Origin of the sequence: Reichenbachiella sp. (assembly GCF_965223055.1) — a bacterium.
In the GTDB taxonomy this organism is placed as follows: Bacteria; Bacteroidota; Bacteroidia; order Cytophagales; family Cyclobacteriaceae; genus Reichenbachiella.
The window spans coordinates 110,672-127,490 of record NZ_CBDCVM010000006.1; the positions used below are offsets into that span (position 1 = coordinate 110,672).

General features: G+C 38.6%; 12 protein-coding genes. 7 read left to right on the top strand and 5 right to left on the bottom strand.

Features of this window, described 5'->3' with window-relative positions; translation table 11 throughout:
- Position 1: 1 nt before the first annotated feature.
- Positions 2-1,210 (top strand): cytochrome-c peroxidase, encoded by a 1,209-nt coding sequence (locus tag ACOQO5_RS05525; protein ID WP_420580688.1) that lies wholly within the window; start codon positions 2-4, stop codon positions 1,208-1,210.
- A gap of 66 nt (positions 1,211-1,276) precedes the next feature.
- Positions 1,277-1,999: a hypothetical protein gene (locus ACOQO5_RS05530; protein ID WP_420580689.1), complete on the top strand. Its 723-nt coding sequence runs from the start codon at positions 1,277-1,279 to the stop codon at positions 1,997-1,999.
- 85 nt (positions 2,000-2,084) lie between these two features.
- Here ACOQO5_RS05530 and ACOQO5_RS05535 read toward each other — a convergent pair whose 3' ends face one another.
- The gene (locus ACOQO5_RS05535) at positions 2,085-4,628 is read right to left on the bottom strand and encodes a PspC domain-containing protein (RefSeq protein ID WP_420580690.1); all 2,544 of its coding nucleotides are present in this window, start codon (positions 4,626-4,628) and stop codon (positions 2,085-2,087) included.
- Between the two features lie 76 nt (positions 4,629-4,704).
- Positions 4,705-5,061 (bottom strand): PadR family transcriptional regulator, encoded by a 357-nt coding sequence (locus ACOQO5_RS05540; protein ID WP_420580691.1) that lies wholly within the window; start codon positions 5,059-5,061, stop codon positions 4,705-4,707.
- A gap of 436 nt (positions 5,062-5,497) precedes the next feature.
- Here ACOQO5_RS05540 and ACOQO5_RS05545 point away from each other — a divergent pair, with 436 nt between their 5' ends.
- A complete protein-coding gene (locus tag ACOQO5_RS05545) occupies positions 5,498-6,580 on the top strand; it encodes a PorV/PorQ family protein (RefSeq protein WP_420580692.1) in 1,083 nt (360 codons plus the stop codon).
- A complete protein-coding gene (locus ACOQO5_RS05550) occupies positions 6,567-11,600 on the top strand; it encodes a C25 family cysteine peptidase (protein WP_420580693.1) in 5,034 nt (1,677 codons plus the stop codon). The genes ACOQO5_RS05545 and ACOQO5_RS05550 overlap by 14 nt, the downstream gene beginning before the upstream one ends.
- On the opposite strand, the gene ACOQO5_RS05555 is transcribed toward ACOQO5_RS05550, so the two are convergent.
- Entirely contained in the window at positions 11,601-12,449 is an 849-nt protein-coding gene (locus ACOQO5_RS05555) for a hypothetical protein (protein WP_420580694.1), read from the bottom strand.
- Positions 12,450-12,487: 38 nt separating this feature from the next.
- Entirely contained in the window at positions 12,488-13,384 is an 897-nt protein-coding gene (locus tag ACOQO5_RS05560; protein ID WP_420580695.1) for a hypothetical protein, read from the bottom strand.
- Positions 13,385-13,579: 195 nt separating this feature from the next.
- Here ACOQO5_RS05560 and ACOQO5_RS05565 point away from each other — a divergent pair, with 195 nt between their 5' ends.
- Genes ACOQO5_RS05565 through ACOQO5_RS05575 form a run of 3 tightly spaced genes read left to right on the top strand, consistent with a single transcriptional unit; the run spans position 13,580 to position 15,855 of the window.
- On the top strand, positions 13,580-14,122 hold the full coding sequence (locus ACOQO5_RS05565; RefSeq protein ID WP_420580696.1) for a pyridoxamine 5'-phosphate oxidase family protein: 543 nt from the start codon (positions 13,580-13,582) through the stop codon (positions 14,120-14,122).
- A complete protein-coding gene (locus tag ACOQO5_RS05570) occupies positions 14,123-15,019 on the top strand; it encodes a cation diffusion facilitator family transporter (RefSeq protein WP_420580697.1) in 897 nt (298 codons plus the stop codon).
- 23 nt (positions 15,020-15,042) lie between these two features.
- The gene (locus tag ACOQO5_RS05575) at positions 15,043-15,855 is read left to right on the top strand and encodes a sterol desaturase family protein (protein WP_420580698.1); all 813 of its coding nucleotides are present in this window, start codon (positions 15,043-15,045) and stop codon (positions 15,853-15,855) included.
- On the opposite strand, the gene ACOQO5_RS05580 is transcribed toward ACOQO5_RS05575, so the two are convergent.
- Positions 15,807-16,805: an acyl-CoA reductase gene (locus ACOQO5_RS05580; protein ID WP_420580699.1), complete on the bottom strand. Its 999-nt coding sequence runs from the start codon at positions 16,803-16,805 to the stop codon at positions 15,807-15,809. The genes ACOQO5_RS05575 and ACOQO5_RS05580 overlap by 49 nt on opposite strands.
- Positions 16,806-16,819: the final 14 nt, after the last annotated feature.

The following is a 16,819-nucleotide window of genomic DNA, read 5'->3' on the forward strand; positions in this document are numbered from 1 at the left end:
TATGAAGAGTACATTTTTTCAATTGTCTATACTAGCACTTTCACTTTATTTTACTTCTTGTGACTCAACAGAGTCTAATGAAATAGATGTATCTCCAGATCTCTCCTTCGAAATGGTGATGGCTACATTCGGAGACAACCTCGATCCAACAAACCTCCCGAATTACGCGAATCAGAGTATTCCAGATTATATCAATGAAGACAATACAGGCAACAACGTCATCACCGACGGTGGTGCACTTTTAGGTCGAGTATTGTTTTATGACAAAAAGCTCTCCTCAAATAATACCATTTCATGCGCCAGTTGTCATCAACAAGCCTTTGCCTTTGGGGATCAAGCCATCGCATCACCTGGCGTAAATGGCATCACCGGTCGTCATAGCATGCGCTTGGTCAATGCAAGGTTTGCAGAAGAGGAGAACTTTTTTTGGGACGAAAGGGCAAGCAGCCTGGAAGAGCAGACTACTATGCCCATTCAGGATCATGTGGAGATGGGGTTTAGTGGACAAAATGGAGACGCAGATTTTGATAGTCTCATTAATAAATTGAATGCTGAAGGTCACTATCAAGAACTATTTACACTGGCATATGGAGACAGTGAAGTCACAGAAGCGCGTATGCAAAACGCGCTTGCACAATTCATCAGAAGTATCGTTTCTTTTGATTCGAAATATGATATAGGCAGAGCATCTGCTAGCAACAACAATGACAACTTTACCAATTTCACTGATTTAGAAAATGAAGGCAAAAGACTATTCATGCAAAGAGCTGATCTGAATAACCAAGGCGTAAGAGTAGGCGGCGGTCTGGACTGCAACACCTGTCACCGTGCACCCGAATTTGATATAGATCCAGATTCCAGGAACAATGGCATGATTACCGCTCTAGATGGCAGTACGGATACTCAGGTGACCCGATCTCCATCCTTGAGGGATCTTTTCGGCATGGATGGCACAGCCAATGGGCCATTTATGCACAATGGTTTTTCTGCAGACTTTAACGCTGTACTTGATCATTATGAAAGCGTACCGATGGGCAACAATACGGATCGCAGACTTTCCGGCGGAGACGGCCGTCGTGGAGGCGGTGATGATATGGTTCGAAACTTAGCCATTACTGAACAAGAAAAAGAAGCCGTACTGGCCTTTATGAAAACATTGACAGGCGGTAACATCTACACCGATGAAAAGTGGTCTGATCCTTTTGACTAATCAATATATATTTGATTCGTTGAACTTAATCAAAATCAAAAACAGAAGGTTCATGAACTCATAGCAGTGCAAAAGGAGCGATTTGAAAAGCTGGAATCTCAGATTTTAGAATTAAATAATCAGGCGGATTACCTGAAAAACAATCTTGCTGAATTCACTAAAAAATTAGGCTGGAAAGAAAAACTGTTTGGTGGTAGCCTGGGTGGAAATAAAGAATTAGCTGAACTGGTGAAGAGTACTGAAAATGATATGCAAGAGGTTGAGTCTAACTTGAAAAAACTCAGCAAAGAGCTTAAGGAAAAGCCAGATATAATTAAAAAAGAATTCACAAATGTCCTGAAGGAAATAGATACAGATTTTAGAAAATTAATTTATGATAGAACTTTGCACTATGACTTATACAAGGCAAGCAATAAATATGAGGAACTTTTAAAAAAAGCCCATCAAGGAGTCATTGATGCATTATTATTTCTAAGTTGGGAAAAGTTAATCAATCACCCAGAAGCAAGCGAAAAGTTAAATGGATTCAAGAGTGAAACTTTACGTTATCAGAAGGTTGTAGATAAATTGAGAGATAATTCTTCTACTCAACCCAAACCTGCAGTTAACTTGGTTGATTTGATAAAATTTGATTCTCAAGAAATTGCAATATCTAATTTTAAAAAGTTGCTTAGTCAAACCTCGAAGTACAAAAAATACACTGACAGCTTCCTCACCCAATCTAAAAAAGACATTCAGGAGTACAGAAAAAAGGTATATAGAGAGATTACAGGTCAGAATTTAGATTGAAACAACCTTGTTAAAAAAATAACCCTGACTCCCGATTGATATCGAGACGTCAGGGTTAGACTATAAACTTGAAATGTGTTCTTGTTTAGCGACCTGATCTTTTCACCGTACTCAGCTCATCTTCATTGATGACATTCACATCAGCATCTCCTTTATATCTGACAGTACTCAAACCATTGGCATCTACCGAAAGTCGACGATTAGCATTCACTCGGACATTCGAGGCACCAGAGGCAGAGACCTCCGCAGTTTCAGATTCATGGTCGTAAGCCTTGAGTGTAGAAGCTCCAGATACATCTACTTCCAGATACTCAGATTCTCCGTCCAGATCCAAAGAACTGGCACCATTCAGATAAATTTTTAGCTCCCTGGCCTCCAAATTCATTTCACCTGAGGAAGCTCCTCCCAGGTCAATTTCCAAATCATCGACTTCAAAATCTTTAAGCTCAAAGTAGGATAATCCTTTGCTATTAATTTTTTCCAATCCAGGCATGGTAATAAATACATCCAGTCTGAATTCATCATCTAGATCCTTGATAATGTCCCATTTTCTTCCGGCCATATCGATCTCTAATATGTTTCCATATTTCTTAATCAATACATCCTGCTTGTACCGTTCTCTACCTTTTACTTCTATGGCATAATCTTCTCCCTGGGTGATATAAACGTTGTAAATGCCTCCTACCTCTAGTTCATCAAAATCTCTGATATCGAAATTCATAGGCTCACCATCGTAGGACTTCACCTTATACTTTTCTTTTCTTTTTGATTTAGACTTAGATTTTGATCTTGTATCCTTTCGGTCCCCACGATCTATCAGGCCTCGAGAATTGTATCTTTCACTACAAGTCAGGCAATTCAACCCATTCTCTGTGAAGATCCATTCGTTACTTGTTGTAATCTGCCAGCTTCTATAGCCATTCCGATTGAAAGTGTGTTCAATGATATCAACCATATCATCGTCCATCACAAATTTCTGATTGTATGGAATATATAGCGTCATATCCAATTCCTGAGCTCTAAACTTTGATCTGGTTTTGAAAGAATAATCCGAATCAAAAATGAGTTCATTTCCTTTTTGTCGTACTTGATACGTGATCATTTGAGCATTTTCCTCCGCTTCCTGACGAGATCTCCCATGTGCTTCATACCTCATATCCAATCGCAGAATTGAATCTTCTGTACCTCGCAACTTCAGACTGGTAGCATCTATCCCGCTAAAATCTACATAGTCCAAGGTCATCAGTATCGGTTCTGAGCGATTCAAATCAAAAGTTCTGGTTTCACTATAAGAGCCTTCGTTTTTAAACTCCCCGATCACACTAGGTACAGCTATGGACAAACTGATCAAACAGATGACCCAGACACCAAAAATGGACCAACCTAACGGAGCTCGAAGCACCATGTGCTTAGTTACAATAGAAATTCCCAACAAGCACAACACTAAAAACGGAATAAAGGCAGTCAGGAAAACAGCTAGAAAAGTAAACCCAGAAACGCTTTCAGCCAAGATGCCAGCTGGCAGAAAAGTAGCACTAATCCAATCACCAAAGCCTGTAAACAACCCTAGCAATACACCAGCGGCAACAAACAAACTAATCATGCCAGATACACCGATCATAGTCACCACAATACCAGCAAAGACTCTGACCACGTCCATCAACACCCTAGAGAAAGGTCCCAATAAACCTCCTAAGGCTGTAAACAAGGCAGCTATCAATCTAAATGGAAAAAGTAACACTTTCGCCACAGCACTTTCTTCACCTTCTTCTTGTTTTAAACTTTTCTTTACGTTGTGTTCAATATTTGAAAGTGTAACCGGCTCTCCTTGCATCTGCATTTTGTCGGTAAGAGACTTGGCTACAGGTGTAATCATCCATAATATGATGTAAATGATCAGACCAGTTCCACCAAGAAAAATCGACAGGACGAAAATTAATCGAATCAAAGTGACGTCCGCAGCGAAATAAGCCGCAATACCACTAGACACCCCTCCCAACACCTGATTGTCAGGGTCTCGAAACATCTTTTTCACTTCTTCATCATCACCCAGAGAAGTCGATCCAGGGATGACTATCCAAAGAATAATATAAGCCATAAGTACCGCTCCACTCATAAAGCTCACAAATATGTTGAGCAGAAGCAAAACAGCTATCAGTCTAATCCAAAGTGGGTCAATGCTGAAGTAATAAGCGATACCAGCAGCTACTCCACCAATGACTTTTCTCTTTTCATCACGGTGAAGCTTTTGCTTTCCTGGGTCCTCAGCGTCCTGCGCACGTTGCTCTTCTTTATGCTTTTCTTTTTCCTCTTGCTTTTCTTCCGCAGTAGGTTTTTCCTTTTCGGGCGCTGGCTCATCGTCCTCAAGCGCTTCGAAATCAGCAACAGTTCCCATTGTATCAATCAATGATTGAACATCATCCTGGTTAATGATTTGTTTACCATCATCGAGTTTGGATAAGAATATTTCTGCCACCCTACTTTCAATATCTGCAATGATCTCGGCGCTATCTTCATAGTTAGAAAAGTAGTCGTTAATGGTTTCTAAATACTCTTTCAATTGAGCATATCCATCTTCTTCAATATGAAAAATAATACCGCTTATATTGATACTAATATTTTTCTTCATTGTCTTTTATTTTTTGCTTGATCCAACAGAATGGCATCCATTGGGGAATTTCGGTTTATAGTTTCGTTGATGGTTTTCATGATTTAGCTGCTTTGGTTTTAGACATCTTTTTTGCACTGATTTTTTTAGTAGACGTCATCAATTCCTTCCAGGTATCATCTAATTTACCTAAAAACTCATTGCCCTCATCAGTGATGGTATAATACTTCCTAGGCGGCCCCGATTTGGACTCTACCCATTTGTAATCTACCAATCCAGCCTTTCTCAAGCGAGTAAGCAAAGGATATAATGTTCCTTCTACTACCATGATCTTGGCTGAGGTGAGTTCATCGAGCATATCTGAAGCATATACCTCTCCTCTCGAAATGATTTGCAAAATGCAAAATTCAAGAATGCCCTTTCTCATCTGTACTTGTGTGTTTTCTATCTTCATATCCAATTGTCTTGGGCTTTACTCAATTCATTAAGCTTCCAACAAACTGGAAGACTAGTGCGAGCAAGAGAAAAATTAAAATAATCATAGTCTTGAATTTTTGTGAGTTTAAAAAGAGTCGAACTTGAGTAAAGTCCGACTCATGTTTTGAAATTCTTTTTGACCTTGCTAACTCTATACGGAATAGTACCTTGCAAGGCCAAGTACTGGGTGAAAAAAATTACAATTCGTTAATATTCTTTACTATGTTCAATGTTTTATTAGAATAATTATAATTTATTACACTCATTTTGATGTTATACAGTAAAACATGCAGTGAATTGCTGACCATTTTCAACCCCTTTAATCCTAAATCAAACGAGAAATTAATTAGACTCATAGAATATAATTGAATAGCTAAGTGAGAGTATTTAGATTTGTTAATATAGTTTAATTGATGCACGTGAGAATAGTCATTGCCGCCATCCTGGGATGGCTATGTATATCCAACTCCTTTGCTCAATCCAACACACCAAAATACAGTAATGAATTTTTGGCTATTGGAGTGAATGCACGTGCATTGGGTATGGCTAGTGCTTTTACTTCTGTGTCCAGCGATGTAAGTGCCGGCTATTGGAACCCTTCCGGTCTTACTCGTCTCGAATACAAATACGATGTTTCACTTATGCATGCCCAGTATTTCGCTGGAATTGCGAATTATGACTATTTGGGCTTTGCAACTAAAATTGATTCTGTAAGCGCATTGGCCTTTTCTGTCATACGCTTTGGTATAGACGACATACCGGATACGAGATTTTTATACGATGCCAACGGTGCGCTCAACTATGATAATATCCAATTCTTTTCTGCCTCTGATTATGCGTTTTTGTTTTCGTATGCTCGGAAACTTGACATATTGGGGGGCATTGATGTAGGTGGTAATGCAAAAATCATTTATCGGCATGCCGGAAACTTCGCTTCTGCGTGGGGCTATGGCTTAGACCTAAGTGCAACAAAGTCATACAAGCTATTAAACCTTGCCCTGATGCTTCGTGATATCACCGGCACCTACAACTCCTGGTCGCACAATACTGATCTAGTCGCTGATATTTACACACAAACTGGCAACGTCATTCCCGAAAACTCAATAGAAATCACATTACCAAGAGCCATTTTCGGTGCCAGCTATCAGGTATATATCAAAAAGAAATTTGGACTCCTTATCGCTATGGATTTAGAAGCGACTTTCGATGGAAAAAGAAATACGGTGATTAAATCAAATACCGTCTCAATAGACCCCAAAATGGGAATAGAAGCCAGTTATATATCAAAATTCTTTCTTCGTTTTGGAGCTGGGCAATTTCAAGAGATTCAAAATTTTGACCGAACGACATCTACAGTATATCAACCAAACTTTGGCATAGGAGTCAAACTCAAAAACTTCAATATTGACTATGCCTTGACTGATATTGGCGATCAGGCCGAAACCCCATACTCTCATGTCATTTCACTTAAACTTGGATTTGATGATAAGAAATAGGAGTTATATCACATTAGCATTTGTATGCTTGATGACTGTAGCCATGGCACAGCCATATGGCAATGAATGGATAGGTGCCAATCAGCGTTATTTCAAAATTAAGATTGGTGAAGAGGGTATATACCGAATGACTCAACCTGAATTGGCAGCATCTGGTTTCCCTGTAACGATCGTTGACCCACGTAGAATTCAACTATTTCGCTTGGGACAAGAAGTAAATATTCATGTCGAAGGAGAAATTGATGGAAGTTTTGATGCATCAGATTACATCGAGTTTTATGCTGAAACCAATGATGGCACGCTCGACACGAAGCTCTACAACGATCCGGCCAATCAGCCACATACCTACTACAACATATTCTCAGATTCAGCTGCCTATTTTTTAACCTACAAGGTAAATCTTGAAACTGGTATTAGAATGAGTGAATTCTCAGAAAATAACGTCGGTGGATTACCTGCTGAAAACTATCAAATTGAAGAAAAATTACTTTTAAAGACAGAAACATATTACGAAGGACAAAGCTATGGTTCTGAAAACAAAATAATACTCCCTATCTATGACCGAGGTGAAGGCTGGACTGGAAATTTCGCAAGTTTAGGCCAGAGTTTAGACAATACCATAAGTGGTTTGAGTGATCAGGTACAAGATGACATAAACCCTACTATCGAAGTCATGCTAGTAGGCGGCAACAATAACAGTCATAACGTAACTATTTTCGTAGGACCCAACGCTGGCTCTTTAAGAGAAATAGCTACCGCTTCATTTAATGCGGATGAAAACTACTTGGTATCCGAACAGGTAAATTGGTCAGATATGGCAGGCGGAAATATGCTCGTTAGAGCCACCGTGAACGGAGTTGGTGGAGCAGCTGACCGTGTTTCCGTTTCTTACATAAAGGTCAACTATAGTAAGACCTATGACATGGGATCTGCCAACAGTAGTCGATTTACAATGAAGAACAATATTGGAGGAAAATCTTATATTGAAGTAACGAGTTCTCCATCTAACATCACGCTTTTTGATATTACTTCTCAAAGTAACCCTATTAGAATAGGCATCAACGAAAGTACTGGCACATTCAATGCAGTAGTCGATAATACCGATAGCGAAAGGGTGCTATATGCTCAGTCTGGAGTAAAGACTGTAGACTATTTCGAGGAAGTCATATTCAACAATTTCAATCCAGCTAATTACAATTATCTTTTGGTCAGTCACAATAGTTTGAGAGGTAATACTAGCAGTGGACAAGGCGATCAAGTCACTGCTTACAAAAACTACCGAGAATCTGTTGCAGGCGGTGCACATCAGGTACTAAACATGGATATAGAGACAATTTTTAACCAATTCAATTATGGTAACTCCTCACCTCTGGCAATAAGGAATTTTTGCGAATATCTATATAACAATGGAACACCAGAATTTTTGTTCCTCATCGGAAAGGCTTCAAATGTACAAGCAAATTACTACAGGCAAGATCCTTCTGTAACTACCATCAGACACATCATTCCTACCTATGGTCATCCAGGAGCTGATGTTCCATTTTCGACTGGCTTCGATGGTGGAACTGGTTACGGCGTACTGGCTACAGGAAGGATCAATGCAACCTCTCCCGATCATATAGAAGCTTATCTTAATAAAGTTATAGAAGAAGAAGCCCTACCTTTTAACACGCTTAGACAAAAGAATTTGGTCCATCTGAGTGGTGGAAATAATGAGTCTGAACTTAATGTATTCCGCTCATACATTGATGGATTCGCCAGTATTGCGGAAGGCGAATTGTTAGGAGGCGAGTCTGCTCAATTATCCAAAAACAACAATAGCGCAGTTGAATTTATTGACATTTCGGATGAAATCAATAATGGCGTAATGATGGTGACATTTTTTGGTCATTCTAGTGGCAGTATTACCGATATAGAAATAGGTAAAGTTTCTGATCCTGCGTTTGGATATTCGAACAAAGGCAAGTACCCTATTTTTATGGTTAACGGATGTCTAGCAGGTGATTTTTTTAGTGAAAATGAATCTTTCGGTGTGGACTGGATCATCACCCCTGATTTAGGGGCCCTAGGATTTATGGCCCACAGCCACGTTGCTTTTTCTAATAACCTAAGAAGGTATACCAATCTATATTATACGATCGGCTTTACAGACGAATCTTTTGTAAGCAAGTCGGTTGGCGAAATCAAAAAAGAAACGGCATTAAAATATATCAATACTTATGGTCCCTCAGAGTCATCCATTTCTCAGGTTCAACTTGTAAACCTTCAAGGAGACCCAGCAGTCAAAATATTTGGACCAGACAAACCAGATTATGATATCAATATGGCTTTTATCAATCCAAAGACATTTGATGACTCCCAACTTCTAGCAACGATTGACTCCTTTTATATAGAGATGAACATTCGCAATTTTGGTATATATGCAGCAGATACTTTTGATATTGCTGTAACCCGAACTTTTGCCGATGGAAGGACGCAAGTATACGGCCCCGTTCTTTTTGATCAAGTTTTAAGAGAAGACACTATTCAATTTGTAATTAATAACGAGGTAAGCAATCCGGAAGGATTAAACACTTTCACCATTCAATTAGACCCATTAAATAGAATAGATGAAATGGACAAAACAAATAACACAGCCTCAATTGATGTGTTTTTGTCCTCTGGAAGTACATTCAATTTATTCCCTTCGAATTTATCGGTGCAGACCGAACCAATTCAAGAGTTTTACTTTCAATCTTCTAACCTGTTAGCTGGCAATCGTTCTTTTGATGTTGAAATAGATACCTCAGCTACCTTTGATAGTCCGTATCTAATCAGTCAAACGCTAAGTACGAATGTGATAGGCAAACTCAATATTAACTTAGAAGAAAAAGGCAGTATTAACAATGGAAAAGTTTTCTATTGGCGCACAAGGTTTACAGATCCACAGCCATCTGAAGGAGATGAATGGGTGACCAGTTCATTTGTTTTAGACAAAAGCTTGGGAGAAGGATGGGCTCAGACAAATGCCGTACAATTCACTGAAGCTAAAACAGAAGGATTGACATTAGATCCTGCCACAGGTATTTGGAGTTTTCAATCACCCGTCTTACAATTAGAGGTTCAAAATTACGGGTCTAATCACCCAAGTTTTGATTATAAAGACACACAAGTTTTGCTGAATGATAGAAACTACAATATCACTAATTCACATATTGATCCTGGTTGTCGAAACAATACGATCAACTTTTTAGCCTTTAAAAGGCAATCTACAGTTCCTTTCAAGCCTGTATCACCTCCTGGTTTTGATGAACTTCAACCGCTTGTTTGTGGCGTCCTTCCTCAGGTTATTTTCAACTATACGGCTGGTGACATGAGTAATGTTTCCTACGGTCCAGAAGCATTTATAAACAACCTTGAAAATGATGACAAAATTCTTATTTATTCCCTGGGTTCCGTGGATTATTCAGCCTGGACCAATTCATTCAAAGATGCTCTTGAGACTTTAGGTTTTGACAGGACCAATCTTGATGCCCTGCAGGACGACGAGCCCGTTATCATGTATGGTGCAAAAAATATGGCCGCAGGAACTGCTCGTATCGACACATCGGGAATCCTACCAAAAAATGCACAGCAACTCCTATTAAAAGAAACCATCAATGGCAGTTTTGATACAGGAGAAATCTCTTCTGGCCTTATTGGGCCTGCGCTGTCCTGGTCACAATTGACAGCAGACATTCAAGATTCTGGCAACCCTGGAGATGATACGAAAAATCTATCCATATATGGTGTGAGGCAGGACCGCACCGAACAACTGCTTATTCAGAGTCCAAGTATGAATGATTTTGATTTGAGCACCGTAGATGCCAATCTATATCCATTTGCAAGAGTGCAGTTGGAAATAAGTGATCCAGTACTCCAGACCCCTCACCAATTAAAATCATGGCGCGTGGATTATGAAACCGCTCCAGAAGGTGTGCTACTAGTAAATCCGGATGACAATTCGAGTCCAATAGAACTTCAAGAAGGACAACCATTCAGTGGTACTTATACATTTTGGAACTTTTCCAAAAAAGATTTCACAGATTCCATCCAAGTCAATTCTGACCTTCTCAATGCCGGTGGAAGTATTTTGCACGCTGATTCCCTCAATTTAGCCCCGTTAAACGGTGGAGATTCTACCCAATTTGGATTTGATTTTGTAACCACGGGTAATTTGGGTCTGAATGATTTGATTTTAAATACAAATCAGAATTACCCCAATGAAGTGTATACGTTTAACAATTCAGCTCGTTTTTCTAATTATATAATGATCATTCCAGACCAAACCAACCCTTTGGTGGATGTGTCATTTGATGGTGTTCAAATCATGGATGGTGATATCGTATCTCCTACCCCATCTATAGAAATACATCTGAATGATGAAAACTCTTTTTTACTGAAAGAAGATACCACAGGCATTAACATTTATTTGAAAAAGCCATGTGAAACTTGTGATTTTGAACGTATCGCATTTAGTAGTACAAATATGGACTGGACACCAGCTACTGTTGAAGAGGACTTTAAGAGCACCTTTACTCCGGAACAGCTGGAAGATGGGATATATGGATTGCGTGTATTAGCCAATGATGCATCAGGCAATCCTTCAGGTTTAAAACCTTATGAAATAAATTTTGAAGTAATCAATGCATCAACAATCACAAATTTTTACCCCTATCCTAATCCATTTTCTTCAAGCACGAGATTTGTATTTACGCTCACTGGTTCCGTATTTCCTGAAGACATTAAAATTCAAATTCTGACTGTGTCTGGCAGAGTTGTCAAAGAAATATTTATGGATGAATTAGGCCCCATAAACATTGGAAACAATAAAACTGAATACGCATGGGACGGTCGCGATAATTATGGAGATCAACTAGCCAATGGGGTTTATTTATATAGGGTATTGATTAAAAACCCTGGGGAGAATTTTAAACATAGGAATACTTCAGCAGACCGAGGATTCAAAAATGGATTTGGGAAAATGTATTTGCTGCGTTAATTAATGCAAGATCATATTGATTTTCTGTACCACTTTATCCAAATCACTGGCTTTTTTACGGATATCCTTTAACTGACTTTTGCTCATACCGTTTTGATCTTCTTGATTCAAAATGTCTAAAAGACTCAATATATTTGACAAAGGTCTTCTAACTACATGTGCATTGTCATAAGCATAGGCTTCCAATTCCTTATTTCTATTTTCTAACTCCAATGTACGTTCATGCACTAGTGCCTCCAGGTTATTTTGAATGTCTCTAATCTGTTCTTGCTGATTACTCAACAATCGATTTTTCATTTGCAACTCAGTGTTCAGTTTATCTAGGTTTTGATTTTGCGCTTCAATATCCATTCTTTCTTGATCAAATCTGACTTTGATAAAAACAACAATTGCAGCTACAATTGCAGAATTGAATAAATAATTGAATGACAAAGGATTAATAAGATTTTCTGTCGATAAAACGCTAATAAGCACTTCTTGCTCAGCATCCAATGTCAAAACAATATTTATCAAACAAAGTGACACGGTCATAAACAATCGAGCCTTTCCCCTCAATACCCCCAGGTAAATCACACAAATTGAAAAGTAGATATAAGTGGCAGATCCTTGTACCCCACCTAAATACTTCCAATAGAAAACAAAAAGAGGAAGCCAAGTGAGACAGTACCAATTTGCCATCAAAGTAAAATCAGCACGTTTATATAAAGCGATCAGTGTGATGCACGCAATCAAACAAGCTGTTGTATCTAAAACAAGAATCCCTTGATCAGCATCAAACCAAAAATCTTTAACAATTCCCAAAAACCAAAAAAGAACAGATGATACCAAAACTATTCTAAATAGTTTCATCTCATTGTGTTCGATATCTGTGCTTTCAATAAACAATATTAATTTTTAGGGTTATAGTAATTTCCTTTTTTCAATTTGCTTGTTACCGATTGTATGGCTGATTGAAGGTGTTCGGTAGATTTCATCAGAAGCGTTCCCATTGGGGTTTGCTTTGTTCCATTATCCAAGTTGTCAATCGAATTTACAGTTGATTCCAGGTATGGACCAATTTCAAATAACGTAACAGACAGGTACTTCTCGATAGATTCTCGCTGAGTAATCAGCTTTTCACTTCGTTGCTGGATATTTTCTTCTAGCCAATTATTCGATTTCTGCAACATAGCTTTTTGCTCTTCCAACTGCATGTTTTGGTTTTCCAGTGTATCAATTTTAGACTCTAAACTTTTTTGATTACGCTTTAGATTTTCTCTTTTATTATCAAACTGCGATTTATGGTAAAGCAAGGCAACTGTAACCACAACAGTAATCCAGAGATAATGGTAGACATTCATATCATTCGAATTCAATGGTGATATGAGGTCTGAGTGGAATATAGCTACATATAGCAAAGCAACTTCAAGCATGACACAGCTTACTACCAAAATGACTAACCACTTTCCGTTGTTTATCAAAGCAATCAATATCATTCCTCCTATGAAGTAATACTCGCCCATGCCACGGATGCCTTTGAGTAGAATCCAATTCACACACAAAAAACCAACCATCAAGAAAGAAAATGGAACAGCGATGAATTCAAAGCGAATATTGAATCGAAGAAAAATGAGTGGTAGCAAAAAAATCAGGCAAAGTGAGCAATCAACTATAAAATCGAGATTGATCACTTCAATTGGAAGATCACGGTAGATAGCAACTACCATTCGCATGATACCCGCGATACAACCTACAGTCAGTATATCGGATTCAAATTGGCGATTTTGGTGTTTATAAAAATGCATTCATTAGGCCATATACTCTAAAATAACTGTTTTAATACTGGAATAAACCTGATATGAACAGATTTCGATGAATGCATGAAGGCTTTTCATCTAATTCATCTCCTGTCCTATCAGGGAAATAGTAATTTTCTAAACTAAATGGACACACCCTATCTTTGGTTTGTTCGTTCAATATGAAATCAAATACGAAACCTTATGTCTAAACTCATCTCATCGATCGACGAAAAAACAAGAAATTTCATAGAAGCCCAGCAAATGTTTTTTGTGGCCACAGCAGCCACAAACGGCAAAATCAACCTATCTCCTAAGGGTACTGATTCTTTTAGAATAATTAGCCCAACTCAAGTAGCCTGGCTAAATTTAACCGGGAGTGGAAACGAAACAGCCGCTCAAATTTTAGAAACCAATCGTATGACCATTATGATGTGTGCTTTTGAGGGCAAACCAAACATCATGCGGATTTATGGTTCGGCTAAAGCTATCTACGAACAGGATGAAGAATGGGAGACTTATGGGCCGCTATTCAAAGAGAATACAGGTGCACGACAAATTTTCGTCGTGGATGTAGAACATATCCAACACTCTTGTGGCATGGCTGTTCCTCTTTATGATTTTGTAGAACACCGAGATTTGTTAGATATTGCCCATGATAAAAAAGGCAGAGAAAAAGTAAAAGAATACTGGCAAGAGAAAAATATGGTTTCTTTAGACGGCTTGCCTACAGGACAAAAAGTATAAATGGCTCATCACCATCATCACGGAAATAATCATCACCATCACGATGTAGACAACATCAAGGTGGCCTTCTTTCTTAATCTTGGTTTTACCATTATAGAAATTGTCGGTGGACTATATGTCAATAGTGTGGCCATTATTTCCGATGCCATTCATGATCTGGGAGATAGTTTGAGTCTGGGAATCTCGTGGTACTTTCAAAAACTTTCTCACAAAGGGCGTACACCTACTTTTTCATACGGATACAAACGATTTTCAGTACTTAGTGCTATTCTGAATTCAGTGGTACTCTTAGTTGGTTCTGTTTTCATTTTGATGGAAACCATTCCACGTCTCATCGAGCCGGAGCAACCAGATGCCAAAGGAATGGTCGCCCTGGCAGTACTTGGCGTAATTGTAAACGGCGCTGCTGTCCTCAAAACCAGGAAAGGAAAAACTGCGAATGAAAGAGTGGTTTCTCTTCATTTGTTAGAAGATGTATTGGGCTGGGTGGCGGTGCTCATAGGAAGTATCGTCATGAGTTTGACAGATTTCCCAATTCTTGATCCTATTCTTTCTTTAATGATTGCTGGGTATATTTTGTTTAATGTATTTCGAAATTTAAAAAACAGCCTAAGAATCATTTTGCAGAGCATTCCACCAGATGTAAATACAAAAGACTTAGAAAACCAACTGCAAGCCATTGAGCATGTCACTAAAGTTCATGATATGCACACCTGGACCATGGATGGCGAGTATCATATTATGACTGTTCATTTGGTGCTAGATAAGGATGTCGATTTGGATACAGGAGCTGCAATCAAAGCAAAATCAAGGCAAATCTTAAAAGCAGGAGAAATCGATCATGTGACCATTGAGTTAGAGTCGCCCAATGAGCATTGTGATCTGGAAGAGTGCTAGTTTTTCATTAAATTCAAATCTTCATGGATTTTGAATTGATAACAACCATTTGGAAAAGAATTGTAGTAGTAGATTTTCTACGATACTTCATTTTTGCCTCAGGCAGTTACTTACTCATTTGGGTGATTTTAAAGAAACCTTTGGAGCATCTTATTATTCAAAAGAAACTACCCAACTTAAAAAGAAAACTTACTGAGTTTGCTTATTCAATGTCCACAGTTTTAGTCTTTTCCTTGATTGGAACATCCATTCATTATACTAAGACGCATGGAGGCACTCAAATATATCGGGATGTTGCTGATTATGGTTGGCCTTGGGTATTCATTAGTCTAGCCATTATGATTCTATTTCATGATGCCTACTTTTATTGGACGCACAAGTGGATGCATCATAAAAGCGTTTTCAAACATGTACATAAAGTCCATCATCAATCGACCAACCCGTCTCCTTGGGCAGCCTATGCTTTCCACCCCTTAGAAGCAGTAGTGCAAGCAGCAGTATTCCCGATATTAATATTCTCTTTACCATTACACTCCATCGCGATTTTCAGTTTTCTTATATATATGATCACTCGAAATGTCATGGGGCACCTGGGCTTTGAGTTATTCCCAAAAAACTTTGTAAACAGCAAATGGCTAAACTGGCACACAACTACGACGCATCACGACATGCATCATAAGCATTTCAATGCCAACTACGGGTTATACTTTAGCTGGTGGGATCGCTGGATGGGTACAGAGCACAGCGCTTATCAGCAAACCTATAACGAAGTGAAATCGCGTGAACCTCAGGACAAGCCTGTCAAAAAAGCCATGGTATCCACACCATCAGCATAGTCTGATACTGCTGGTTTTTGAGCCTGTCCAAAAGGAATATAATCAGCCCCTACCACACACTGAATTTTATCCGCATGTTCACTGAGAAGAGATTCCAATTCCTTCTCACTTTTATACTCTTGATAATACAAAACAGAAATTGGGGAAACCATTTCTTCACTTTCTCTTACGAGTACATATTCAGTATCCAAAAATGGTTCACGATTCACTAGATAGATAGACTTATTGTAGTCGTAGTTATTTCTGTATTTGTGGTGCTGAATAACGGATTCGTATGGTTTAAGCGCGTCTAAAAACGGACTAAAATCATAGCCCTTGGGTACAAAAAGTTTCGAAACATTGCGACAACCCAAACCATAATATTGAAATATATCTTTTCCTAGATTTTCAAAATTCCCAACTGTCTCCTTTCCCGTTAACACAGCTACTGAAGTACGGTTCTTTCTAATCACATGGGGTTTGTTTTTGAAATAGTACTCAAAATATCGAGCAGAATTATCGCTTCCTGTAGCAATAAAGGCATCGGCATCATTCAAACGCTCAACAAAAGTAACCTGCGACTTGAATTCAGATTCGATTGCAAAAAGCTCATCTAGAACAAAACGCATAAGCCTCCCATCCTTTGAACTCATCTTAATCATCAGGTGATGCCCGGAAAGCAGGACACACATCACATCATGAAATCCCACCAGAGGAATATTGCCTGCAGTAATTAATCCAATTTTTTTAGGTGCAAGCCTTTCAAGATTATAAGCTGATAGCCATTGATCCATGGCTGACTGGTTCAAGAACAGTGTAATTCCTTCAATAGCTAATTTGATGTTGCCTTCTACGAACCAAGCGTTTTCGTTCAAAGCACCTAAACAGAGCTCATTCAGCTCTTCTTCTGAAAGATTTTTCAAACGATTTCCGAGCGTTTCAAAGGATTTTATTCTATCAATCAACAACATAAATCAAATAAATC